We start from the raw sequence: 21981 nt of genomic DNA on the forward strand, positions 1-21981 counted from the left end.
GCGGCGGGGCCCGGGGGCTCCGGGGGGCCCGCGGGGGGGGGCCCGGCGGGCCCCCCCGGGCGCCCCCCACCACGTGGGCCGGTGGTCAGGGGCGGTCGAGGCCGCCCCGGGCGATGACGTCCGCGTACCAGCGGGCGCTGTCCTTCGCGGTGCGGCGCTGGGTCGCGAAGTCGATGTGGACGATGCCGAACCGCTTGCTGTAGCCGTACGCCCATTCGAAGTTGTCCAGGAGCGACCACAGGAAGTACCCGCGCACGTCCACGCCGTCCCCGATCGCGCGGTGCACGGCCGACAGATGCGCGTCCAGGTACGCCACCCGCTCCGGGTCGTGGACCTGGCCCGACGGGTCGGCGTAGTCGTCGTACGCGGCCCCGTTCTCGGTGACCATCAGCGGCAGGCCGGGCAGTTCGGCGCTGAGCCGGGTGAGGAGTTCGTACAGCCCCTCCGCGTCCACCGGCCAGTCCATCGCGGTGCGGGGCCCGGCCGCAGGGGTGAACGCCACGTGCGCCTCGGCGCCCGCCCACTCGGACGGGGACTTCGACGAACCCGCGGAAACGACGGTGGGGGAGTAGTAGTTGATGCCGAGGGAGTCGAGGGGCGCGGAGATGACCTCCAGGTCCCCGGCCCGGACGAAGGACCAGTCGGTCACCGGTGCCGTGTCCTCCACCAGGTCCTGCGGCAGCCGTCCGTGGAAGACCGGGTCGAGGAAGATCCGGTTGGCGACGGCGTCGATCCGGCGGACGGCGTCGTGGTCCGCCGGGGTGTCGGTCAGAGGGCGCAGGGCGTGCAGGTTCAGGGTCAGCGAGACCTCGGCCGAGGACGGCAGCTGGTTCCGCAGGACGCCGGTCGCGCTGCCGTGCGCCAGGTTGAGGTGGTGGGCCGCGCGCAGAGCGGCGAGGTGGCTCGTACGACCGGGGGCGTGGACGCCGTTGCCGTATCCGAGGAAGGCCGCGCACCAGGGCTCGTTGAGCGTCGTCCAGGTGGTCACCCGGTCGCCGAGCGCCCGGGCCACGATTCCGGCGTACTCGGCGAACCGGTGCGCGGTGTCGCGCTCCGGCCAGCCGCCCGCGTCCTCCAGCTCCTGCGGCAGGTCCCAGTGGTAGAGCGTCGCGACGGGCCGGATGCCGGCGGCCAGCAGTTCGTCGACGAGCCGCCGGTAGAAGTCGAGGCCGTGCTCGATGCCGGGGCCCCGGCCGGTCGGCTGGACCCGGGGCCAGGACACCGAGAAGCGGTAGTCGGTGACGCCGAGTTCCTTCATCAGCGCCACGTCCTGCGGCATCCGGTTCAGGTGGTCGGCGGCGATGTCACCGGTGTCGCCGTTGCGGACCTTGCCGGGGGTTCTGCTGAAGGTGTCCCAGATGGACTCGGTGCGGCCGCCCTCGGAGGCCGCTCCCTCGATCTGATAGGCGGCGGTGGCCGTCCCCCAGCGGAATCCGGTGGGGAACCGCAGCCCCGCCACGGTGTCGGGGCGGGCATCGACAGCGGTCATGAGTCAGGCACTCCAGGAGGTGAGTCGGTGCGTGTGGGGGGCGATGCGGGGAGGGCTCAGCCCTTGACGGCTCCCTGCATGATGCCGCCGACGATCTGGCGGCCGAGAAATCCGAAGACCAGCAGTACGGGGAGCGTGCCGAGCAGGGTGCCGGCCATGATCACCGACTGGTCGTGGACGTAGCCGCCGCCGAGCTGCCGCAGTGCGACCTGCACGGTCGGCTCCTGCGAGGACAGCGCGATGATCGGCCAGAAGAAGTCGTTCCACGCGGTCATGAAGGTGAGCATGCCGAGGACCGCCATGCCGGGCCGGGCGACCGGGATCACGATGGACCAGAAGATGCGCGCGGTCGACGCGCCGTCGACGCGGGCCGCCTCGATCAGCTCGTCGGGCAGCGACTGCACCAGGTACTGGCGCATGAAGAACACCCCGAAGGCCGATACGAGTCCGGGCAGGATCACGGCCTGGAGCTGGTTCACCCACTGGAGTTCGGCGATCAGCATGAACAGCGGGATGACCCCGAGCTGCGGCGGGATCATCATCGTGCCGATGGTCAGCGCGAGCAGCGCGCCGCGGCCCTTGAAGCGCAGCTTGGCGAAGGCGAATCCGGCCAGGGTGCAGGTCAGCACGGTGCCGACCGTGATGGAGCCGGACACGATGAACGAGTTCAGCAGCGCCTTGCCGATCGCGGCCTCCTCCAGCACCGCCTCGAAGTTCTTGATGAGGTTCGGGCCGGGCAGCAGGCTGGGCGGCACCTTCGCGAGGTCCGCATTGGAACGGCTGGCCGCGACGATCGTCCAGTAGAAGGGGAACGCCGAGATCAGCAGGGCGAAGCCGAGGATCAGGTACGACAGCCAGCCGCCGTGCATGCCCCGCCCTGCCCGCGGCCTCCTGCGCCGGCCGGGCGGAGTCCCGGGCGGTACGGTCTCGGGCGCCGTCGGCTGTGCGGCGAGCGTGGTCATCGGCCGGCCTCCTTACGGGCGCGGCGGCGCACGACGAGGGCGTTGGCCCCGACGAGCACCACGATCAGGACGAACATCACCCAGGCGATGGCGGCGGCCCTGCCCAGGTGGAAGAAGCCCCAGCCCTGCTCGTACATGTACAGGCCGAGGGTCTGGTACTGGTGCGAGATGCCGCCGGAGATGGACCCCTCGAAGAGCAGGGGCTCCCCGAAGAGCTGCGTGGCGCCGATCGTCGACACGATCACCGTGAAGACGATCGTGGGCCGCAGACCGGGCAGCGTGACATGGATGAACTGCCGCCAGCGGGACGCCCCGTCCATCTCCGCGGCCTCGTACAGCTCGCCCGGGATGGACTGCATGCCCGCCAGGTAGATCAGCGCGTTGTAGCCGGTCCAGCGCCAGACGACGATGGTGGACACGGCTGCTTGAGAGGCGACGGTTCCTGTCTGCCAGTCCACGGGGCTGAAGCCCACCAGCCCCAGCGCGTAGTTGATCAGCCCGAAGTCGCGGCCGAAGAGCTGGGCGAACACCAGCGTCGCGGCGGCCACCGAGGTGGCGTACGGCAGCAGGATCGCCGTCCGGATGAAGGTGCGCCCGCGCAGCTTGTAGTTGAGCAGGTGCGCGAGTCCCAGGGCCATCGCGAGCTGCGGGACGGTGGACAGCACGCCGATGGTGAACGTGTTGCGCAGCGAGATCCAGAAGTACTCGTCGGTGAACAGCGCCGTGTAGTTGGCGATGCCGCGCCACTCCATGTCGCCGCTCGTCTGGAGCTCGACCCGGTAGAGCGAGACGAACGCCGTGTAGAGCAGCGGGAAGAGCCCGAAGGCGGCGAAGAGGGTGAAGAACGGTGCGATGTAGGCGTACGGCGAGAGCTTGTGCCAGGTGCGCCGGAGGGATGCGGCCCGACCGTCGTCGGATCCGGGTCCGGGCGCCCGGGGCGCGGCCTTCGCGGTGGCGGTGAGGGTCACGGTGCGGCCCTTCGGGGAGATACGGGCGGGGGAGTCGGGGCCTCGGGGGCGTTACGGGGGCGGGGGCCGGTCCGCCGTGCTGCGGAGGAGGACCGGCCCCGGCGAAGTGATGACGGGATGTCGGAGAACGGTCGGGGCGGTGACGGGCGTCAGCCGATCACGTTCGCCACGCCCTTCTTCGCCGTCTCCCACGCCTTGTCCGACGAGGTGCCCTTGCGCTCGACCTCGCTCAGCGCGTTGGTCAGCTGCTGGACCACGTTCTGGTCGTGCACACCCAGCACCTGGACCGGGGACGCCTTGGCCGCGTCTCCGAAGATCTGGCCGATCGGTGCGTCGGAGAAGTACGGGTCCTTGGCGGCGGCGACCTTCTCGATCGCGCCCGTCGAGGACGGGAAGTTGCCCTGCTTGTGGAAGAGCTTGGCCTGCTGCTCGGGGGCGGTGAGCCACTTGATCAGCTCGTACGCCTCCTTCCTGTGCTCGGCCGCACGCGGGACCGAGAGGTAGGAGCCGCCCCAGTTGCCTGCGCCGCCGGGCAGTTTGGCGACGTCCCACTTGCCCTTGCCCGTGTCACCGGCCTGGCCCTTGATGTAGCCGAGCATCCAGGCGGGGCACGGGATGGTGGCGAAGGAACCGGCGGCGAAGGCCTGGTTCCACTGCGGCGACCACTGGTCGAGCTTGGCGCTCAGCCCGGCCCCTGCCGCCTCGACCGAGGTGTCCCAGGCTGCCTTGACCGCCGGGTTCTTCTCGTAGATCAGCTCACCGGAAGCGTCGTAGTACCGCTCCTTCTCCTGGCCGATCACGACCTGGTAGAGGCTGCCGATGCTGTCCAGCCAGGCGCTCTTGGCGGGGGCCTTCTTCTTGTACTGCTTGCCGAGCTCCAGGTAGCCGTCCCAGGTGGACCACTTCTGGGCGAGTTCCTCGCGGTCGGTGGGCAGCCCGGCCTGTTCGAAGAGGTCGGTCCGGTAGCACATCGCCTCCGGCCCGACATCGGTGCCGAGACCGAGGATCTTGCCGTCCTTGGTGGTCGCCGCCGACCACTTGGCCTCGGCGAACTGGTCCTCGAGCTTGTCGGCGCCGAACTCCTTCAGGTCCTGGAACTTGTCGGACTGCTGCTGGGTGACCGACGCGATCCGGCCCACCTCGACGCCCTGTACGTCGGCGAGCCCGCCGCCGCCGGCCAGCCGGGTCTGCAGCGACTTCCAGTAGTCGGCCTCGTCCTCGGTGTCGGTCTGCTTGATGGTCACGCCGGGGTTGAGCTTCTCGTACTCCGCGTACAGCCCGGCCTCCTTGTAGCCGAACGATCCGAAGAGGTCGACGGTCAGCGTGACCTTTCCGTTCGCACTGTCGGACGAGTCCGGCGTGCCGGATCCACAGGCGGCGAGGAGCGTTCCGGCGAGGACGACCGCGCCGAGGCGGACGGTGGCTCTCTTGGCGGCTCGGGTGATGGGCATGGGAAGCCTCCCTTGGCTTCGGGGTGAACCGAGCGCCTGAGAGCGCTCTCAAAACCTGCGTCTGGAGCGTCCCCCAGGGTTCCCTCGCCGTCAAGACTCGAACGCATAACGGCTGCGCATTACGCTCAACGACCGTGCGTGTCAGTTCTATTGACACTTACGTTTCAGAAGTTTTACGTTCCTTGGCAATTGAGAGCGCTCTCGAAAGCGCTCCCGCCCCCCATGACTCCGAGGTGCTGCCCATGCACGCCAACCTCTCCAGACCTGCAGCGGCGACGGTCCTGGCCATCGCCCTGGCCGCCGTGGGTCTGGGCCCTGCCGCATCCCCGGCGGCAGCCGCCACCGTCCCCGCCGGTTCCGGCAGTTACACCGACAGCCGCCCTGCCGGTACCTCCGGACCCACCACCAACACCGGTGCCCCCGTCACGCCGAAGGTCACCGCGGCGGCGAAGGACAAGCCGGTCCCCACCAACGACTGGTGGTCCTCCCTCGCCTACCAGCGCTACGGCGACAACCCGTACTCCACCCCGATGTACGGTCACCCGCTGACCTATCAGGCCACCTCGGGCGGCCTGGAGGTCGGCTACCCGACCACGCCCGCGGTCGTCGGTGACGGCCGCCAGTACGAGTTCGCCCACAAGGCCGACCTCACCGTCGGCCTCAGCGGCCTCAACTCCCCGGACACCAAGGCCGACGACTGGTCCGACTGGACCGTCACCCCGTACTGGTCGGACGGCGCCCGCACCCTGCGCACGACCATCGGGCACGGTATGCCCTTCGTGTACGCCAAGGGCTCCGGCGGCGACGCCCGGATCACCACGGCCGGCACCCCCACCGTCTTCGCCGACAACGGCAACGTCCTCGGCATCACGGTCGCCGGCCACCACTACGCCCTGTTCGCCCCGACCGGCAGCGACTGGGCGGTCTCCGGCTCCACGATCACCGCGGGCCTCGGCGGCAAGGACTACTTCTCGCTCGCCGTGCTGCCCTCCACGGACGCGCTCGCGACGTACCGGAAGTACGCCTTCAGCTTCGTCACCGGCTCCAAGGTGAGCTGGGAGTCCACCGGCGGCACGGTCAAGGCGACCTACAGCCTGACCACGGAGGCCAAGGAGGGCACCGAGCGGGGCACGATCCAGGCGCTGTACCGCCACCAGTGGCTGCACACCTCCGACGCGCTCACGCCGTACACCTACGTCTCCCCGCGCGGCACCATGAAGGTGAGGGAGTCCGCCTCCTTCACCACCAGTCAGAAGAACTCCGGCGTGCTGCCCGCCCTCCCCGCATCCGGTGGGGTCGACAAGGCCAGGCTGACCGGATACCTCAACGAGGTCGCGAACGCCTCCGACCCGTTCTCCGGGGCCAGTGACACGTACTGGACCGGTAAGGCGCTCGGCCGCCTCGCCCAGCTGGTGCCCGTCGCCGACCAGATCGGCCAGACGGCCGTCCGGGACAAGCTGCTGGGCCTGATGAAGGGCCGCCTCCAGGAGTGGTTCACGGCGGGTGGGGCCAGCGAGTTCAGCTACGACAAGGACTGGAAGACGCTGACCGGCTACCCGGCCTCGTACGGCAGCGACACCGAGCTCAACGACCACCACTTCCACTACAGCTACTACGTGTACGCGGCGGCGATCGTCGCCCAGTACGACCAGGCATGGGCCGCCGACTCCGCCTGGGGCACCATGGTCAAGACCCTGGTGCGGGACACCGCCAACCCCAGCCGCACGGACACCGCGTACCCGTTCCTGCGCGGCTTCGACGTGTACGCGGGCCACAGCTGGGCCTCCGGCCACCAGGGTTTCGCGGCGGGCAACAACCAGGAGTCCTCGTCGGAGTCCATCAACCTCAGCGCGGGCCTCGTCCTGTGGGGTGCGGCAACGGGTGACACCGGGCTGCGCGACCTCGGCAGCTACCTGCTGACCACCGAGTCCGAAGCGATCACGCAGTACTGGTTCGACGCCGACCAGCAGGTCTTCCCCGGCTCCTTCGGCCACGACACGGTCGGCATGGTCTGGGGCAGCGGCGGCGCGTACTCCACCTGGTGGACCGCGAACCCGGAGGAGATCCACGGCATCAACGTCCTCCCCGTCACCGGCGGTTCGCTGCACCTGGCCCGCGAGAAGGCCGCCATCAAGCGGAACATCGCGGAGATGGAGCGCGAGAACGGCGGACCGGCCGTCGAGTGGCGCGACCTGTTGTGGTCGTTCGAGTCGCTGGCCGATCCGGCCGTGGCGAAGGCCAAGTGGGACGCGGGCAACGCGGGTTACACCCCGGAGCAGGGTGAGTCCAAGGCGCACACGTACCACTGGATCACCACGCTCGACAGCGTGGGCGCCCCCGACCTGACCGTCAGCGGGAACATCCCGACGTCCGCCGTCTTCACCAAGAACGGCGTCCGCACCTACGCCGCCCACAACTACGACTCCACCGCCCGCACCGTCACCTTCTCCGACGGCGCGACCCTCTCCGTCCCGGCCCGCTCCACGGCCACCGGCACGGGCACCGGCGGCGGAGACCCGGACCCCGACCCCGAGGAGCCGGGTCCGTCCACCGGCAACACCTTCCGGCTGAAGTCCGGCGGCACGCTCACCACCGCCACGGACGGCGCGGCGGGAACCGACACGCTGGCCTCGGCGGACGGCGTCAACCGGGACGGCACGCCGTACAGGCCGACCGTCTACGAGATCAAGAAGGTCGACGGGACGCTCGCAGCGGGAGCGTCCACCGCGTTCCGCCTGCGGGTCGACGCGGGTACGACGGTGGGGCTCGCCCCGCAGGTCAGGATCAGTTACGACCTGACCGGCGACGGCACGTTCGACCGGGTCGAGACCTTCCGCTACTTCGCGACCGACCCGGTCACGGGGTGGGAGGAGTACACCCAGGCCTCGGGCACCGCAGCGGTGACCGGAAGCCTGGGCAACCTCAAGGCCGGAACGGTCCGTCTTGAGATCTGGAACGCGCTGGGCAACGGCACGTCCCAGGTGCAGACCGGTACGGACGCGGCGGTGGTGAAGATTCCGTACGTCTGATCCTGAACGCGTCCCTCGACGTGTCTCTGCGTGCGGCGGGTCCCGTGCCTCTCAGGCCGAGGCCCGCCGTACGAGCGTGGTCGGGGTGATCACCGAGTCGAGGCGGTCGTCCCCCGTACGGTCCTTGTCCAGACCGCGCAGCAGCAGCCGGGCCATCAGCCGGCCCTGGCCCTCGATGTCCTGCCGGACGGTGGTGAGCGGCGGATCCGCGGTCTCGGCCACCGAGTCCATGTCGTCGAATCCGACCAGGGCGACCTGCTCGGGCACCGCGATCCCGCGCTCGCGCAGCACCCGCAGAGCCCCCGAGGCCATCAGGTCGTTGGCCGCGAACACCGCGTCCAGATCGGGCCGCCGCTCCAGCAGTTCCGACATCGCCCGCCCCCCGCTCTCCACGGTGAACGCCCCCTCGGTCACGAGCGTCGGGTCCGTCTCGAGCAGGATGTCCCGGTAGCCGTCGAGCCGGTCCATGGCCGAGGTCTGGTCGGGCGGCCCCCCGATGTACGCGATCCGCTTCCGCCCGAGATCCCGCAGGTACTGCACGGCCACCCGTGCCCCGCCCCGGTTGTCGGCGTCCACGTACTGCACGGCCTGTTCCCCGGGGCCCGCGGTCCAGCTCGGCCGGCCCCCGTACACCGTCGGCAGCCCGGCCCGCCGGGTGATCGCGGGCAGCGGGTCGTCCGTGTGCAGGGAGAAGGCGAGGGCCCCGTCGACATGGCCGCCGGACAGATAGCGTGCGATCCGGTCGAAGTCCGCGGGCCCTTCCACGATCAGCAGGACCAGCTGGGTGTCGTGGGCGGCCAGCTCCTTGCTGATGCCCCGGAGCTGCTGGGAGAAGAAGGGGTCCGAGAAGATCCGGATCTCCGGCTCCGCGATGACCACGGCCACCGCCCCGGTCCGCCGGGTGACCAGCGTCCGGGCGGCGTGGTTGGGGATGTACCCGAGCTCCTCGACGGCCCGGAGCACCTTGTCGACCAGCGGCTTGCGCACCCCGTCGCCCCCGTTGACGACCCGGGACGCGGTGGCCCGGGAGACACCCGCGAGCGTCGCGACGGCTTCCAGGGTGGGCCGGGACCCGGGGTGCTGCTCGGCCAAGGCGGGCGCTCCTCATAGCTGGGCGGCGGCACGGGACGGACATGGCACCGCCGGATCGCCTACAGGGTAGCGCCGGGACCGGCCGGCAGGCTGAGAGCGCTTCCAATCGACGGCGCGGGCTGCTGGGGTTCAGGCGTCGTCGAAGGCCGCGTGCACGCACTTGCCGTCCGCGAGCGGCTCCGTGAACACCCGGGCTCCCAGGTCCTCTGCGATGTGCAGGCCCATACCGCCGGTGCCGTCGGCCAGATCCGGGACGCGGGGGGCCGGTGGGACACAGGAGCAGTCGGTCACCGCGATGTCCAGGGTGTTCGCGGCGGTGGTCAGGGTCAGGGTGCTGGGCCCGGGGGCGTACCGGACCGCGTTGGTGACCAGCTCGGACACGATCAGCAGGACGTCGTCCAGGCGGCCCGGGTCGAGCGAGGGCCGGATCCGGTGGAGGAAGGCGACGACTGCCCGGCGGGCATGCGAGGGGGCTTCCGGGCCGGGCGGCAGGGGAATGGTCTGCGTGCCGAGCCGGCCGGATGTGACGGGTGGGGGTGCGGTCGTTGTGGTCATGGCGGTGTCCCGATGAGGACGCGGCGTCCTTGCGGGACGCCGGACGGTGTGGTGCCGGAGTCAACGGTGGGGGTTCCCGGGCCTCGGCCCGGGAACCCCGTTCTGAGCTGATGGGATACGGATCGCTCACCTGTGGTGGCAGTTCCAGTGGCCCTTGACCCAGTGCGTGTCCCAGTGGCCGGGGACGTAGACGTTCTTCCAGTGGCCCTTGTGCAGCTTGCCTTCGTGCTGCCAGTACCCGGCGTGCCACGTGCCGTGGTGGTCCTTGTAACCGGGGTGCCAGCTCTTGTGGTCGGAGCGGTGCTCCTTGTGCCACTTCTTCTCCCAGTGGCCCTTGACCCACTTCTTCTCCCAGTGCCCCTTCTTCCAGGTGCAGCGGTCGTTGTGGTCGTGGTCGCCGGTGACGGTTGCGGTCGCGGCCGTGGGTGCCGGGGCAGCGGTCGTTGTCCCGGCGGCGCCCAGAGCGGCACCACCGGCCAGCAGACCGGCTGTTGCGGCTCCGGCCACCAGGCGGCGGACTCGGACGGAAACAGTCATCGGACTCACCTCCCTCTCACTGATCGGCCACCCGCGTCAGCGGTGTACTCCCGCATTCGGTCCGGGAACTCGGGTCCCGGCCTTGTCGGATACGGCACCGAGGCCGTGAGTGGCTTTACACAAGGGATTCGGAGGCACCGGGGAGAAGGTTTGGGGTGAATCGCGAAAAATGTACGAACGGACCGTGTCAGGCAGGGAGGTCGACCGAGCCGAAGGGGACGGTGGTGGGCTGCGGGGAACCCCCGGTCGGTTCGACGGACAGTGCTACCGCCGTGGCATCGTCCACCGACCCGTCCAGCAGGGCCACTTGGCGCCCAGGGTTCCGGCTGAGCAGCCCGGCCGGCACGGGTGACCCGTCCTCGATGAACCAGGCCTCGTAGACCTTGCCCGCAGGAAGCTGCGGCAGGCCGGACACGGCGAGCGTGGCAGCGTCCTCGCTGCGCGAGACGGCGACCGTGGCGGTGCCGCCGCCGCGCAGCTGCTGGGTTTCGAGTCGGACGTCGGGCGCCGTGAGTACCCGTGCCAGGTTGTCCTGCCGTTCGTGTGCCCGCTGGGTCGCCGCTCTGGCGTCCGCCGCTTCCCGGTACTGCCACGTGGCGACGCCGAGGCCGGCCAGGGCGGCTGCCACGGAGGCCGCGAGCGCCAGGCGCGGCAGCTGCCGCGCCTGGCCGCGGGCCGTGCCGGCGGCCTGCGGCAACGGCGCCTCCGGCTGCAGGGGTGCCGCCTGTGGCCTGGGTGTCTCGCGCGGCCTGTGCGTCTCGTGCGACCCGGGCGCCTCCTGCGGCCCGGACGCCTCCCGCCGTCCGCGCGCCTCCTGCGGCATGGTGGCCACCTTGCGGAGGATCTCCTCCCGCAGGGCGGCGGGCGGCGTCACCGCTGCCGCCCGCCCCAGCAGCGCGGCCGTCGCCTGCAGCTCGGCGACCTCCCGGCGACAGGACTCGCACTCACCCATATGCCTCTCGAAGGCCAGACGCTCATCCTCGGGGAGTGCGTGCAGGGCGTAGGCGCCGGATGATTCATGCGGGTCCGCGGGGCTCACCGCGTCGCCCCCAGGCAGTCGCGGAGCCGGATCAGTCCGTCCCGCAAACGGGTCTTGACCGTCCCCAGCGGTACGGACAGCGACTGAGCCACTTCCTTGCACGTGAGCCCTCCGTAATAGGCGAGGGTCACGGACTCGCGCTGGATGTCGGTGAGCGCGCGTACACAGCGGCGTACCTGCTGCCACTCCAGATGGGTCTCCACCCGCTCCGTCACCTCGTCGTAAGGCGTCCCGGAGTGCAACAGCGCCGCCTTGCGTTCGCGCTCCGCGCCGGCCTGTGACGCCCGTACGCGGTCCACCGCCCTGTGGTGCGCCAGGGTCATGATCCAGGTCATCGCGCTGCCGCGGTCGGGCTTGAACCGGCCCGAGGTACGCCACACTTCGAGCAGCACGTCCTGGACCACCTCCTCCGACTGCGCCGGATCTCTCAGTACGCGGTGGACCAGGCCCATCACCGGCCCGGCGGCCATGTCGTAGACGCCGGTGAAGGCCTCCCGGTCCCCTTCGGCGGTCCAGAGCATCAGCTGGTCGAGATCGGGCTCCTCCGTCTGCTGTCCGGCTTCCCCTCCGCGATCGGCGGATTGCACCTGGATACCTCGCTGACCTGTAGACGTGGGCACGGCGACCGCTCCCGGAGCGATATAAGCACCCAATGGCCCTGAAGGCTCTGCATATGTATCGAAGCGGTGAATTTCGCCCCTGGCGTGATCGGTGCCGGGAAGGGCTCGCCGGGGCAGGGGAAGCCCTCCCGCGCATTCTCTGTCATGACCCTGGCGGAACCGGCGATCCGCCCCCACAATGCTGTGGGAGCGCTCCCATTGCTCGAAGTTCCCGGCTCCTGCACCACCCGCACCCAGTCGACGAAAGGTCCTCCTGGTGAATGCCTCACCACTCTCCGCGCGGCCCGCGCCCGCCCGCTCCCGGCACGGGCGGCGCGTGTTCGGGATGTCAGCCGCCGCCTTACTGTTCGCAGCGGCACTGGCGGTGCCCGGCACGGCCGGTGCCCAGGAGGCCGACCCCGGCCCCGAACAGATAGCCAACGGCGACTTCGCCGCCGGTACCGCTCCCTGGTGGTGGACGGCCAACACGTCCGGCGCCGTGACCGAGGGCCGGCTCTGCGCCGCGGTCCCGGCCGGTACGGCCAATCCGTGGGACGTCATCATCGGTCAGAACGACATCCCGATCGTGGCGGGCGAGAGCTACACGCTCAGCTACACGGCCACGTCGAGCAAACCCCTCACCGTCCAGACCCGCGTCCAGGAGGCCACCGCGCCGTACACCACGGAGCTCGCCACCGCCGACCCGGTCGGACCGGACGCCGTGACGGTCACCCACGTCTTCACCGCCGCGGCCGACCGTGCGGGCGCCCAGGTCGCCCTGCAGATCGGGGGCGGCGACAGCGCGACCACCTTCTGCCTCGACGACGTGTCGCTGCGCGGCGGAGCCGAGCCACCCGTGTACGAGCCGGACACCGGGTCGCCGGTCCGCGTCAACCAGGTCGGATATCTGCCCCACGGCCCCAAGAGCGGCACGGTGGTGACCGACGCCGACGCACCGCTTGCCTGGTCCGTGAAGGCCGCCGACGGTACGACGGCCGCCACCGGCACGACCGTCCCGCAGGGAGAGGACCCGAGCTCCCGCCGGCGGGTCCACACCTTCGACTTCAGCAGCCTGACCACCGCGGGCGACGGATACACCGTCGAGATCGACGGCCAGGTCAGTGAGCCGTTCTCGCTGCGCGCCGACCTGTACGACAGCCTGCGCTCCGACGCGCTGGCGTACTTCTACCACAACCGCAGCGGCATCCCCATCGATGCGGACCTCGTCGGCGACGCCTACGCGCGGCCGGCCGGACACATCGGTGTGGCGCCCAACAAGGGGGACACGGACGTTCCTTGTCAGCCCGGAGTCTGTGACTACCGGCTGGATGTGTCGGGCGGCTGGTACGACGCGGGCGACCACGGGAAGTATGTGGTCAACGGCGGGATCTCGGTGGCCCAGCTCATGGCCACGTACGAACGCACCCTGACCGCCGACGACGCCGAATCCGCGGAGCTCGGGGACGGCGCGCTGCGGGTTCCGGAGCAGGGCAACGCCGTACCGGACATCCTCGACGAGGCGCGCTGGGAGCTGGAGTTCCTGATGCGGATGCAGGTCCCGGCCGGTGAGCCGCTGGCCGGGATGGCCCACCACAAGATGCACGACGCCGCCTGGACCGGGCTGCCGCTGGCCCCGCACCTCGACCCCCAGCAGCGTGAGCTGCACCCGCCCTCGACGGCCGCCACGCTCAACCTGGCCGCCGCGGCCGCCCAGTGCGCCCGCCTCTACGCCCCGTACGACGCAGCCTTCGCGGACCGCTGCCTGGAAGCCGCCCGGACCGCCTGGGCCGCGGCCGCGGCCCACCCGGACGTCCTCGCCGACCCGAACGACGGCACGGGAGGCGGCACGTACAGCGACGGCGATGTCTCGGACGAGTTCTACTGGGCCGCCGCGGAGCTGTTCACCACGACGGGAGAGGACGCATTCCGCCAGGCCGTGCTCTCCTCCGCGCTGCACGGCGACACCGACGCGGTCTTCCCGGCGGGCGGCGGCATCTCGTGGGCCTCCACCGGCGGACTGGGCGTGCTCACGCTGGCGACCGTGCCGAACGGTCTGACACCGGCACAGCTCGGTGAGGTCCGGTCCGTCGTCACCACGGCCGCCGACCGCTACGCCGCGCAGTCCCGCGCGCAGGTGTACGGGCTTCCGTACGCCCCGAAGGACGAGGACTACGTCTGGGGTTCCAACAGCCAGGTCCTGAACAACATGATCGTGCTGGCCACGGCCCACGACCTGACCGGCGAAGCCGCGTACCAGGACGCGGTGCTGAGCGGTGCCGACTACCTCCTCGGCCGCAATCCGCTCAACCAGTCGTACGTCACCGGCTACGGCGAGCGGGACTCCCGCAACCAGCACCACCGCTTCTGGGCGCACCAGAACGACCCGGACCTTCCGCACCCGCCGGCCGGCGCGATCGCGGGCGGACCGAACCTCACGGCCGTCGCCGCCGGTGACCCGGTCGCCGCGGAGAAGCTGGGCGACTGCGCACCCGCGATGTGCTACCTCGACGACATCGGCTCCTGGGCCACCAACGAGGTGACCATCAACTGGAACGCGCCGCTCGCCTTCATCGCCTCGTATCTGGACGACGCGGGCGACGGACGGGGGACCGCGTCGCGCACGTGCGAGGTCTCCTACACCTCGCACCCCTGGAACAGCGGTTCGACGGTCACGGTGAAGCTCAAGAACACCGGCTCGGAGCCCGTCTCGCCCTGGCAGCTGACCTGGCTCCTCCCCGGCGAGCAGGCGGTCAGCCACACCTGGAGCGCCGAGTTCGACCAGCACGGCAGGACGCTCAGCGCCCGGCCGCTGTCCTGGAACCGGGTGATCGCACCGGGTGCCACGGTCGACTTCGGGTTCAACACCAGGGCGTCAGGCGCGGCGGCCGCCCCCAGCACGTTCAAGTTGAACGGCCGTTCCTGCACTTCGGTCTGATCCCCCGCCCGCGATCACGCCCGGGTGCGGCCCGCCTTCCGGCGGACACCGCACCCGGGCGCCACCCGGCTGTCCATCCGGTTGTCACCCGTTCCGCAGGGGTGTGCGCCGGATGGCCGGGCAGCACCGGCCGTTCCTAGCCTCGGATCATGGTCTTCCGTCGCTCATGGCTGTCAACTGCCGCTCTGACACTGGCGCTGTGCGCCCTCCCGCCCGCCGCCTCGGCCGCGCCGCATCCCGGCCCTGCGGGTCCGGCCCTGCGGCGCGACGCCGACGCGCTGCGCGATACCGGCGTGACGGGGGTGTCCGTCCGCCTGGACGCTCCGGGCGGAGCGGTCACGGCCGTATCGGGCGTCCAGGACCTGGTCGGCCGGGGCCCGGTCGTCGACGGCGGTCATCTGCGGCTGGGCAGCACCACCAAGACCTTCGTCGCCACCGTCGTCCTGCAACTGGTCGGTGAGAAGCGGCTGTCCCTCGACCGGACGGTGGAGGAGCTCTTGCCCGGCACCGTCTCCGGGGCGGGCAACGACGGCCGGACGATCACGGTCCGCGACCTGCTGCGGCACACCAGCGGCCTGCACGACTACATCGGCGACGTCTTCCCCGACCCCGGCGTGCGGACCTACTACGCCGAACGGTGGCGCGCCTACCGGCCCGCGCAGCTGGTCGCCCTGGCGATGCGGCACGAGCCGGACTTCCCGGCGGGCACCCGCTGGGCCTACTCCAACACCAACTACGTCCTCGCCGGAATGATCGTCGAGGCGGTCACCGGCCGGTCCTGGGAGCAGCAGGTCCACGACCGCATCCTGCGCCCCCTCGGCATGCGTCACACGGACACGCCCGGTACCTCGCCCCACCTCCCGTACCCGCACACGGCCAACTACCAGCAGTTCGCCCCGGACGGCCCGATGACCGACACCACGATCCCCTACCGTCCCTTCGACAGCGGGGCCGACGGATCGATGACCGGTACGGCCCGCGACCTCAACCGGTTCTACGGGGCACTGGCCTCCGGACGGCTGCTGAAGCCCGCGGAACGCGCCGCGATGCGGACGACCGTTCCGGTGCCGCCGGGGGCGGGCCACCCGGAGGGCACCCGGGACGGCCTGGGACTGTTCCTGACCCCGCTGTCCTGCGGCGGCGAGTACCTCGGACACGGCGGGAGCGGCTTCGGCTACGTCGTCCGGGCTGCATCCACCGCCGACGGCCGCCGCACGGTCACCGTCTCCGCGCACAGCCGCTCCGGGGACCCGCTGGTGGCGGCCCGGCAGGAGGACGTCCTGCGCACCCTCGTCGACAACGCGCTCTGCCGATGACGGACCGGCGGGAAGGCGTTCAGGTGCGTGTTCAGCGCCGCGTGCGCGCCATGGACTCCTTGGCCTTGACGGTCCTGTCCTGCCGCGGGACGAGGCCCGCCCGGACCGCCGCCATCCGCTCGTGCACACCGGTGGTGGGCACCGCTCCGGGAGGTCCTGCGGAGGCGTCCAGCGGCTCGTCCCGGCACGGACCGCACCGGCCGCCGCGCAGCGCCTCGGAGCTGCCGGGTGCACGGCACACGCTGCACTCCAGGGTGCGCAGGACGGTCCGTGGGGCCGCCGGGGCGGTCCGCTCGGGCGGCAGCTTGTCGATGAGCCGGCGCCGGACGAGGGACGCGGCGTGGTGGACGACGGCGGGCAGCCCTTCGGTCAGGGCGCGCAGTGTTTCCGCCTCGGTGGCGCCCCGCTCGAACCATTCGCCGACCTGCGGTTCCAGGCTCACGCAGTCCGCCGCCGACAGGCTCAGCGAGGGCGCGGTCCGGCCCAGGGCGGCCAGCAGGACGAACGCCCGTGAGCGCGTGGGGCGTTGCGTCTCCTGCGGTACGTCGCCCCGGGTGAAGGCCGCCCACCAGTCGTCATCGCGCGCGGTCCGCGAGAAGAACGTCCGGGTGACCCAGAGCAGGACCTCTTCGGTCGCGACGCACTCACTGCCCCGGCGCAGATGCCCGGCAGCCTGGATCCGGTTGAGGGCGGTCCGCAGGGCGCACTGTCCGTACGGGAGCCACCTGGCCAGCGTCTTCACGGAGATGTCGGATCCGTCGGGCAGCCGGTCGATGTACGCGGCGACGGCCGCCTCACGGGGCGGCAGGTGCGCGAAGTCGCGCTCGCTTCGGGGGCGCTGGTCCGGCGCAGAGCGCTTGCCGTAGCCGGGATTGGCCATCGGGTGCGGGGGCTCGTACGGGGTGGAGGGGGCAACACTAAACTGGCTCGCAGCCATCGGATCGCGCTTTCGATCGAGGTGGTCAGACCCCTGTCAGGTGTTCCAGCACCGGGCGGGGGTCGTTTCGTCATTCGGAACGCTAGAGCGTCGCAACCCTCCGTTGCAAGTCGGTCACGAAAAGTCAACCTGCCAGGCAGGGAGGGTGGGTGGGAAAGCAGTCCCTCCACCCATTCCGCTGAAAGAGCGCTCGGAACTCGCCGCTCGAGCCCCGGGCCATTCGGCGTCAGAACGGGAGCGTCGGCATGTCGGCGGGCGATGGGCGATGAGTTTCTCCACAATCCGCAGTCAGTCCTGTTGAGAACCCGAACACGAGACATCTGGGAGACCTGCGATGCGCACCCTGATCACCACCGCCTTCATCTCGCTCGACGGAGTCGTGGAGGCCCCTGGCGGCGAGCCGGGCTACCGGAACTCGGGTTGGACCTTCAAGGACGTGGAGTTCCTCCCCGAGGCGTTCGACATCAAGGGCAGGGAGCAGAAGGAAGCCACCGCCATGCTGATGGGCCGGGCCAGCTAAGAGGCCTTCAGTCCGGTCTGGCCGGGCATGGAGGATTTCGCCGACTACAAGGTCATGCCGAAGTACGTCGTCTCCACCACCCTCACCGAGGACGACCTGGTTGCGGACTGGGGTCCGACCACGATCCTGCGGTCGCTCGACGAGGTCGCCGCGCTGAAGGAGACCGAGGGCGGCCCGATCATCGTCCACGGCAGCGCCGCCCTCAACCGGAGTCTCTCGGACGCAGGCCTGATCGACCGGTACCACCTGCTCGTCTTCCCGCTCCTGCTCGGCGCGGGCAAGCGTCTGTTCAGCGACACCGACAAGGACGCCCAGAAGCTGCGGCTCGTCGAACACGAGGCGTACGCCAACGGCCTGCAGAAGAACGTCTTCGACGTCGTCCGCTGACGCACCACGTCCGGGACCGAGCGTTCCGTGAGGACGACTCCAAGGTCCGCGCAGGCACCCTGTCCCGCGCCATGGCCTCCCTGCACAACCTCGCCATCAGCCTCTTCCGCCAGGACGGCCAGCCCGACATCGCCGCCGCCCTCCGCCACACGGCCGCGACTACCACCGGCCCCTACACGCCCTCGGTCTTGCATGACGAACCCGGACAGATCTCGATCACGCAGTGAACCTGCAACGGGACCCCTGAGCTTGCTCGACCTTCTTCGCCGATCGTTGGTCCACAGGAGTCCCGTTGCTGCGTTCAACTCGTCTTGACCTGCAACTTCCTGGCCAAACGCAACGGTGTTGTTGAGCTACTTCTCGTACAGAGGAAAGAGGTCGTACGACTCGTACGACGTTCCTGACGCGCTCGCGAGCGCGGGCCAGATGATCTCGTCTCTGATGTACGCGATCGCATCGAAGGGACGAGGTTCTCCGCTTTGGCGCATGGGCTGCTTATTGGCCAAGAATGCGAATGAGTAACCGTCCATCCGCGACATCATGAACCCCATCGTCCCGATCATCCAGCCGCTATGTCCAGCGTATTTCACCATTCGTGCCCCTGGTGGTGGATACGGAGCGATGGTCGTGTCCGATAGCCATATCTCCAGCCCCAAGCCGTAGCCGGGGGCATCCGTCGATCCCGTGGCGATTTCGGACTTGGTGGCCACTGATAGAATTCCGGTCTTTGGGCTGAATACGCCGATCTCCCTTTCGAGCTTCAGTAGATCGATTGGGGATGCGACCCATCCGCCATGGGAGTCAAACAAACTTACCCTGAGCTTGTAGGGATCCTGTGGATCTTCCGCGTAGTAGTGGACTTCGTCGGATCCGGCGCTCGCGCGGGACTCCGTGCCGATGTGCATTCGACTGATTCCGCACTTACTGAGAATCGCCTCCTTGGCGTATTGTTCATAGGTTTTTCCGGTGACCTTCTCAATGACTCTTCCGAGCAGGCAGTAACCGAAGTTGCTGTATTCGTGCAGTAGTCCGGGTTGCCGCATCGGGGGGCGCTGATCAAGCATGTAGTCAATGATTTGACTCCGGTTCATTCCGGCGCTCGTGAACATTGGGTCCAGTCCTGCGCCCACCGTGTCCAGGTTTGACCAACCACTTGTGTGATTCAAGAGTTGGCGAATGGTTTGTTGGGTCGTGTAACCGGTGTACGACTTGGTTCCGTAAGTAGTGCCGAGGACTCCGCTCGATCCGAAAATCGTGTGATCCAGCTTGAGCTGCTTGTCTTGGACCAGTCGCATGATGCATGCGGCCGTAATGATCTTTGAGATGCTTGCGCTTCTGAATGTGTTCGTTTCGGTCAGGGCCGGTGATTCACCCAACGACGGGAGTCTGGTCCAGCCGAAAGCCTCGGCATATTCCAGCCTTCCGTGGCGGGAAATGGCCACTGAAATCCCTGGAATGTTGTACTTCGCTTTGAAGGCTCCGACGCCTCTCGCGATCGTCTCCCCGTACAGTTCAAGGGACCGCTTTTTGTCGTGCAGAAGCTTCAACTGATTGATGAGTGAGGCCGGGATGCGTATGGTCACGTCGGCCTCCTCGTGGGGTCCGCCGGCAAGTGATACTGCCGCGAGCGGTTAGTTCATTACTGGCGGAACGCTCGGTCTGGAGATCGCGGCAGACTACATATACACCGTTCACCACTTTAGGGGATGCTTGCCGATCTGCATCCTGGAGCGGGCATCCAAGGACAGCCCTTAGCTGACGGCATCCACCAATTGGCGATGCGGCCGTGCCAGTCCCGGGCGCTTGGCGAACACGATTCCGGATGCCCCGACAGTTGCCACACCTGGTGGCTCACCCCTGACCAGACCCGTCGGCCCGGCCCTACTTCCGTCCCGTCACGGACGCACCGGACGCACCCCCGGGCTGTTTTGGGGTGAAGATACAGGGGTGCTGGCTACTCGTCCAGGAATTCACGGAGCCGCACGTCTGTGATCGTTCCACTTTCATTTCGGCCACGGAAAAAAGCCGTTACTTGATAGCCGAGACGGCGCATGGTACACGAGGTGCCCTGGATGTGCAGCTCGGCAGAAAAATGAAGAATTCTGTCTGGATTGCTCCATCCGACGTAACTCTCGGCCACAGTCCACTGTGCTATATCTCCTGACGGCAGATCGTCGTATCGAATGTCGGAGGGCCAACACCCTCCGACTCCCTGGAGCAGTTCCACGTCGTTGGGGACGCGGAAGAGCGGGATCTCGACCTTCTTGCTCTGAAGGACATCTGCCCCGAAGGTGTAATGTTCAAAAACGGCGACCCCGGATTCGATGACAACGGCACCGATAGGAATGTGTTGGGTGCTCGGAATACTCGATCCGATCGGCGGGGCAGCGAGGGTGAAAATACTGCCCCCCGGCTTGGCCCAGACTGCCCGATGCACAGAGACGTTGTTCTGCCAATCTCCTGCGCCCATTGTGCCCTCCTGGTGTGAGGTTGCGGACTCGATGCACGTGTGCCGAATTCTTGGCGAACGTTTCAGCCCATTCCGCAAGCGCTGGGCCGCCTAATGGATCCACCCGACCCAGGTCCCGCATGCGGATATCGCGGAAGCCAACCTGCGCGACTCCGTGGCTGGCTCCACCGACACAGGGATCGTGACCAGCCCGAACGTGATCGACGTCGAGAGCAGTTATGGCACCGATTCTCCTCCGGCCACCCACGCGACCAGAGTACGAGCGCCAGCGGCGGCGAGCGCGGGGAGCTACTCGGCCCTGATCAACTCACGCGGCGGGCGGGGAGGGCCGGCCCGACGCGCAGCCCGCTGGGGGCTGGCGCCGTCACTGATCTTTCTGGCAGTAGGCGCAGCACGCTGGGCGTACATTGTGCGCACCTATCCGCAGGGCTCCGGCGGCTGAGTGGCGCAGCAGCCCCAATTTCCGCAGAGCGGTTTGCGGCACACCCATCCGCAGCCCAACAAGCCGAAACGGCCCGCCAGAACGACGGACCGTCACGAAGGATCGAGGCGGGGGCAGGCTAGGGCCTCAGGTCTTCGATGAAGGCGGCCCACGCGGCGGTCCGGAACACGAGCGCCGGGCCGTCGGTCACCTTGGAGTCCCGGACGGGAACGATGCCGGGGTGCCCGTCTGCGACTTCGAGGCAGTCACCGCCGCTTCCGCCGCTGTACGTGGACTTCCGCCAGGTGGCGACTTCGACGCAGTTGCCGCCGTCCCCGCCGCTGTACGAGGACTTGCGCCAGGTCGCTGTGGACAGGTCGTAGTCAGATCCGCTGAGCTTCATGGGCGTAATCCTCCGCCACCGACTCGATCAGGGCCAGGGACGCTTCCGGTGACAATGCGCTGGCCGCAACCAGATCGTAAGTCAGCTCATAGTGCCGGACGGCTGCTGGATCGTCCTGCAGCTGGCCCGTTCCTAGACCTTCGAGGTAGGCGAGTGGGGGCGCGTCTGTGAAAGCCATCAGCTTCAGCGAGCCTTGCAGGGCCATGTGTGCCCCTGCGGAGAACGGCAGCACCTGGACAATGAACCGGTGCTGACGTGCCAGATCAAGCATGTGCCGTAGTGCCTCTCCCATCACGACGCGCCCACCCGCTTCACGGCGTAATGCAGCCTCGTCCAGAACCACCCACAACATGGGTGTTGTTGGGTCGGCCAGGAGTTTGGCTCGCTCGAGTCGGGATGCCACCAGCCGGTCGATCACGTCCTCCGTAGCCGTCGGCTGGTACGCCCGGAAAACGGCCCGCGCGTAGGCCGCGGTCTGTAACAGTCCCGGGATCAGGAGGGCGGCGTATTCCTTGATCGTGGTCGCAACCGCCTCCGCCTCCGCCGCCTCCGCGAAGTGGTCCGGGTACTTCGACTGCTTCAGCGCGACGCAGTTCCGTGCGAAGAACCCGCCCGCCTTCAGTGCCTCGTCCAGCTTCTGGGCCTGGTCGGCCTGCATCCGTCGCGTACCCGCCTCCAACTGGCCGATGAAGGAGCCGCTGACGAACAGCGGTGTGCCCAGCTCGTCCTGGGAGAGGCCCGCAGCCTCTCGTCTGTGGCGGAGTTCGGCGCCGAGGAGGGCGCGGGGGGAGGACGAGGGATCGAGCTTTTTCGGCCCGGGCATGGCGACTCCCTGTGACACACGTGCGGGTGTTGGAACTGCACCTCTTCC

Annotated in this window: 18 protein-coding genes and 1 pseudogene; 5 read left to right on the forward strand and 14 right to left on the reverse strand. The window is 69.1% G+C overall.

The window, feature by feature from the left end:
• Window positions 1–85: 85 nt before the first annotated feature.
• The 4 genes from ACFWBQ_RS18345 to ACFWBQ_RS18360 all read right to left on the reverse strand — a co-directional run bounded on the left by ACFWBQ_RS18345 (window position 86) and on the right by ACFWBQ_RS18360 (window position 4870).
• Window positions 86–1489, reverse strand: coding sequence for a GH1 family beta-glucosidase (locus ACFWBQ_RS18345; protein ID WP_385489641.1), 1404 nt, complete (start codon window positions 1487–1489; stop codon window positions 86–88).
• Window positions 1490–1545: 56 nt separating this feature from the next.
• Window positions 1546–2451 (reverse strand): carbohydrate ABC transporter permease, encoded by a 906-nt coding sequence (locus ACFWBQ_RS18350; protein WP_385489643.1) that lies wholly within the window; start codon window positions 2449–2451, stop codon window positions 1546–1548.
• Window positions 2448–3419, reverse strand: coding sequence for a carbohydrate ABC transporter permease (locus ACFWBQ_RS18355; protein ID WP_385489645.1), 972 nt, complete (start codon window positions 3417–3419; stop codon window positions 2448–2450). Before ACFWBQ_RS18355 ends, ACFWBQ_RS18350 begins: the two co-directional genes overlap by 4 nt.
• Before the next feature lie 149 nt (window positions 3420–3568).
• Window positions 3569–4870, reverse strand: a complete 1302-nt coding sequence (locus ACFWBQ_RS18360) for an ABC transporter substrate-binding protein (RefSeq protein ID WP_385489648.1) — start codon at window positions 4868–4870, stop codon at window positions 3569–3571.
• A gap of 242 nt (window positions 4871–5112) precedes the next feature.
• On the opposite strand from ACFWBQ_RS18360, the gene ACFWBQ_RS18365 reads away from it, so the two are divergent.
• Window positions 5113–7899 carry a glycosyl hydrolase gene (locus ACFWBQ_RS18365; RefSeq protein ID WP_385489651.1) on the forward strand — a complete coding sequence of 929 codons (2787 nt, stop codon included), beginning with the start codon at window positions 5113–5115 and terminating at the stop codon, window positions 7897–7899.
• A gap of 51 nt (window positions 7900–7950) precedes the next feature.
• Here the strand turns inward: ACFWBQ_RS18365 and ACFWBQ_RS18370 are convergent, their stop codons facing one another.
• From ACFWBQ_RS18370 to sigK, 5 genes are all read right to left on the reverse strand, one after another.
• Window positions 7951–8991, reverse strand: coding sequence for a LacI family DNA-binding transcriptional regulator (locus ACFWBQ_RS18370; RefSeq protein WP_385489654.1), 1041 nt, complete (start codon window positions 8989–8991; stop codon window positions 7951–7953).
• Window positions 8992–9120: 129 nt separating this feature from the next.
• Window positions 9121–9546, reverse strand: a complete 426-nt coding sequence (locus ACFWBQ_RS18375; RefSeq protein WP_385489657.1) for an ATP-binding protein — start codon at window positions 9544–9546, stop codon at window positions 9121–9123.
• A 126-nt stretch (window positions 9547–9672) separates the two neighbouring features.
• Complete coding sequence (locus tag ACFWBQ_RS18380) at window positions 9673–10083, reverse strand: hypothetical protein (RefSeq protein ID WP_385489660.1); 411 nt, start codon at window positions 10081–10083, stop codon at window positions 9673–9675.
• 187 nt (window positions 10084–10270) lie between these two features.
• A complete protein-coding gene (locus ACFWBQ_RS18385) occupies window positions 10271–11122 on the reverse strand; it encodes an anti-sigma factor domain-containing protein (RefSeq protein WP_385489664.1) in 852 nt (283 codons plus the stop codon).
• Window positions 11119–11709, reverse strand: a complete 591-nt coding sequence (sigK, locus tag ACFWBQ_RS18390; RefSeq protein WP_385489667.1) for an ECF RNA polymerase sigma factor SigK — start codon at window positions 11707–11709, stop codon at window positions 11119–11121. The genes ACFWBQ_RS18385 and sigK overlap by 4 nt, the downstream gene beginning before the upstream one ends.
• Before the next feature lie 358 nt (window positions 11710–12067).
• Here sigK and ACFWBQ_RS18395 point away from each other — a divergent pair, with 358 nt between their 5' ends.
• Both ACFWBQ_RS18395 and ACFWBQ_RS18400 read left to right on the forward strand, forming a co-directional pair.
• Complete coding sequence (locus tag ACFWBQ_RS18395; protein ID WP_385489907.1) at window positions 12068–14656, forward strand: glycoside hydrolase family 9 protein; 2589 nt, start codon at window positions 12068–12070, stop codon at window positions 14654–14656.
• Window positions 14657–14805: 149 nt separating this feature from the next.
• On the forward strand, window positions 14806–15972 hold the full coding sequence (locus tag ACFWBQ_RS18400; RefSeq protein ID WP_385489670.1) for a serine hydrolase domain-containing protein: 1167 nt from the start codon (window positions 14806–14808) through the stop codon (window positions 15970–15972).
• Window positions 15973–16003: 31 nt separating this feature from the next.
• Here the strand turns inward: ACFWBQ_RS18400 and ACFWBQ_RS18405 are convergent, their stop codons facing one another.
• Window positions 16004–16852 carry a hypothetical protein gene (locus ACFWBQ_RS18405; RefSeq protein WP_385489673.1) on the reverse strand — a complete coding sequence of 283 codons (849 nt, stop codon included), beginning with the start codon at window positions 16850–16852 and terminating at the stop codon, window positions 16004–16006.
• Between the two features lie 391 nt (window positions 16853–17243).
• On the opposite strand from ACFWBQ_RS18405, the pseudogene ACFWBQ_RS18410 reads away from it, so the two are divergent.
• Window positions 17244–17816: pseudogene (locus ACFWBQ_RS18410) on the forward strand (dihydrofolate reductase family protein).
• 71 nt (window positions 17817–17887) lie between these two features.
• On the forward strand, window positions 17888–18043 hold the full coding sequence (locus tag ACFWBQ_RS18415; RefSeq protein WP_385489676.1) for a hypothetical protein: 156 nt from the start codon (window positions 17888–17890) through the stop codon (window positions 18041–18043).
• Window positions 18044–18169: 126 nt separating this feature from the next.
• On the opposite strand, the gene ACFWBQ_RS18420 is transcribed toward ACFWBQ_RS18415, so the two are convergent.
• From ACFWBQ_RS18420 to ACFWBQ_RS18435, 4 genes are all read right to left on the reverse strand, one after another.
• Complete coding sequence (locus ACFWBQ_RS18420) at window positions 18170–19399, reverse strand: serine hydrolase domain-containing protein (protein ID WP_385489680.1); 1230 nt, start codon at window positions 19397–19399, stop codon at window positions 18170–18172.
• A gap of 371 nt (window positions 19400–19770) precedes the next feature.
• Window positions 19771–20286 (reverse strand): hypothetical protein, encoded by a 516-nt coding sequence (locus ACFWBQ_RS18425; RefSeq protein WP_385489683.1) that lies wholly within the window; start codon window positions 20284–20286, stop codon window positions 19771–19773.
• A gap of 560 nt (window positions 20287–20846) precedes the next feature.
• Window positions 20847–21110, reverse strand: coding sequence for a DUF397 domain-containing protein (locus tag ACFWBQ_RS18430; RefSeq protein ID WP_385489686.1), 264 nt, complete (start codon window positions 21108–21110; stop codon window positions 20847–20849).
• A complete protein-coding gene (locus ACFWBQ_RS18435) occupies window positions 21091–21933 on the reverse strand; it encodes a helix-turn-helix domain-containing protein (RefSeq protein ID WP_385489689.1) in 843 nt (280 codons plus the stop codon). Before ACFWBQ_RS18435 ends, ACFWBQ_RS18430 begins: the two co-directional genes overlap by 20 nt.
• Window positions 21934–21981: the final 48 nt, after the last annotated feature.

This window comes from Streptomyces sp. NPDC060035, from assembly GCF_042736635.1.
In the GTDB taxonomy this organism is placed as follows: domain Bacteria; phylum Actinomycetota; class Actinomycetes; order Streptomycetales; family Streptomycetaceae; genus Streptomyces.

Bases quoted from the DNA above. Each gene is read 5' to 3' on its own strand.
- ACFWBQ_RS18345 (WP_385489641.1), bottom strand. From the start codon at position 1,489: ATGACCGCTGTCGATGCCCGCCCCGACACCGTGGCGGGGCTGCGGTTC.
- ACFWBQ_RS18350 (WP_385489643.1), bottom strand. From the start codon at position 2,451: ATGACCACGCTCGCCGCACAGCCGACGGCGCCCGAGACCGTACCGCCC.
- ACFWBQ_RS18360 (WP_385489648.1), bottom strand. From the start codon at position 4,870: ATGCCCATCACCCGAGCCGCCAAGAGAGCCACCGTCCGCCTCGGCGCG.
- ACFWBQ_RS18365 (WP_385489651.1), top strand. From the start codon at position 5,113: ATGCACGCCAACCTCTCCAGACCTGCAGCGGCGACGGTCCTGGCCATC.
- ACFWBQ_RS18375 (WP_385489657.1), bottom strand. From the start codon at position 9,546: ATGACCACAACGACCGCACCCCCACCCGTCACATCCGGCCGGCTCGGC.
- ACFWBQ_RS18380 (WP_385489660.1), bottom strand. From the start codon at position 10,083: ATGACTGTTTCCGTCCGAGTCCGCCGCCTGGTGGCCGGAGCCGCAACA.
- ACFWBQ_RS18395 (WP_385489907.1), top strand. From the start codon at position 12,068: ATGTCAGCCGCCGCCTTACTGTTCGCAGCGGCACTGGCGGTGCCCGGC.
- ACFWBQ_RS18400 (WP_385489670.1), top strand. From the start codon at position 14,806: ATGGTCTTCCGTCGCTCATGGCTGTCAACTGCCGCTCTGACACTGGCG.
- ACFWBQ_RS18405 (WP_385489673.1), bottom strand. From the start codon at position 16,852: ATGGCCAATCCCGGCTACGGCAAGCGCTCTGCGCCGGACCAGCGCCCC.
- ACFWBQ_RS18415 (WP_385489676.1), top strand. From the start codon at position 17,888: ATGGCCTCCCTGCACAACCTCGCCATCAGCCTCTTCCGCCAGGACGGC.
- ACFWBQ_RS18425 (WP_385489683.1), bottom strand. From the start codon at position 20,286: ATGGGCGCAGGAGATTGGCAGAACAACGTCTCTGTGCATCGGGCAGTC.
- ACFWBQ_RS18430 (WP_385489686.1), bottom strand. From the start codon at position 21,110: ATGAAGCTCAGCGGATCTGACTACGACCTGTCCACAGCGACCTGGCGC.
- ACFWBQ_RS18435 (WP_385489689.1), bottom strand. From the start codon at position 21,933: ATGCCCGGGCCGAAAAAGCTCGATCCCTCGTCCTCCCCCCGCGCCCTC.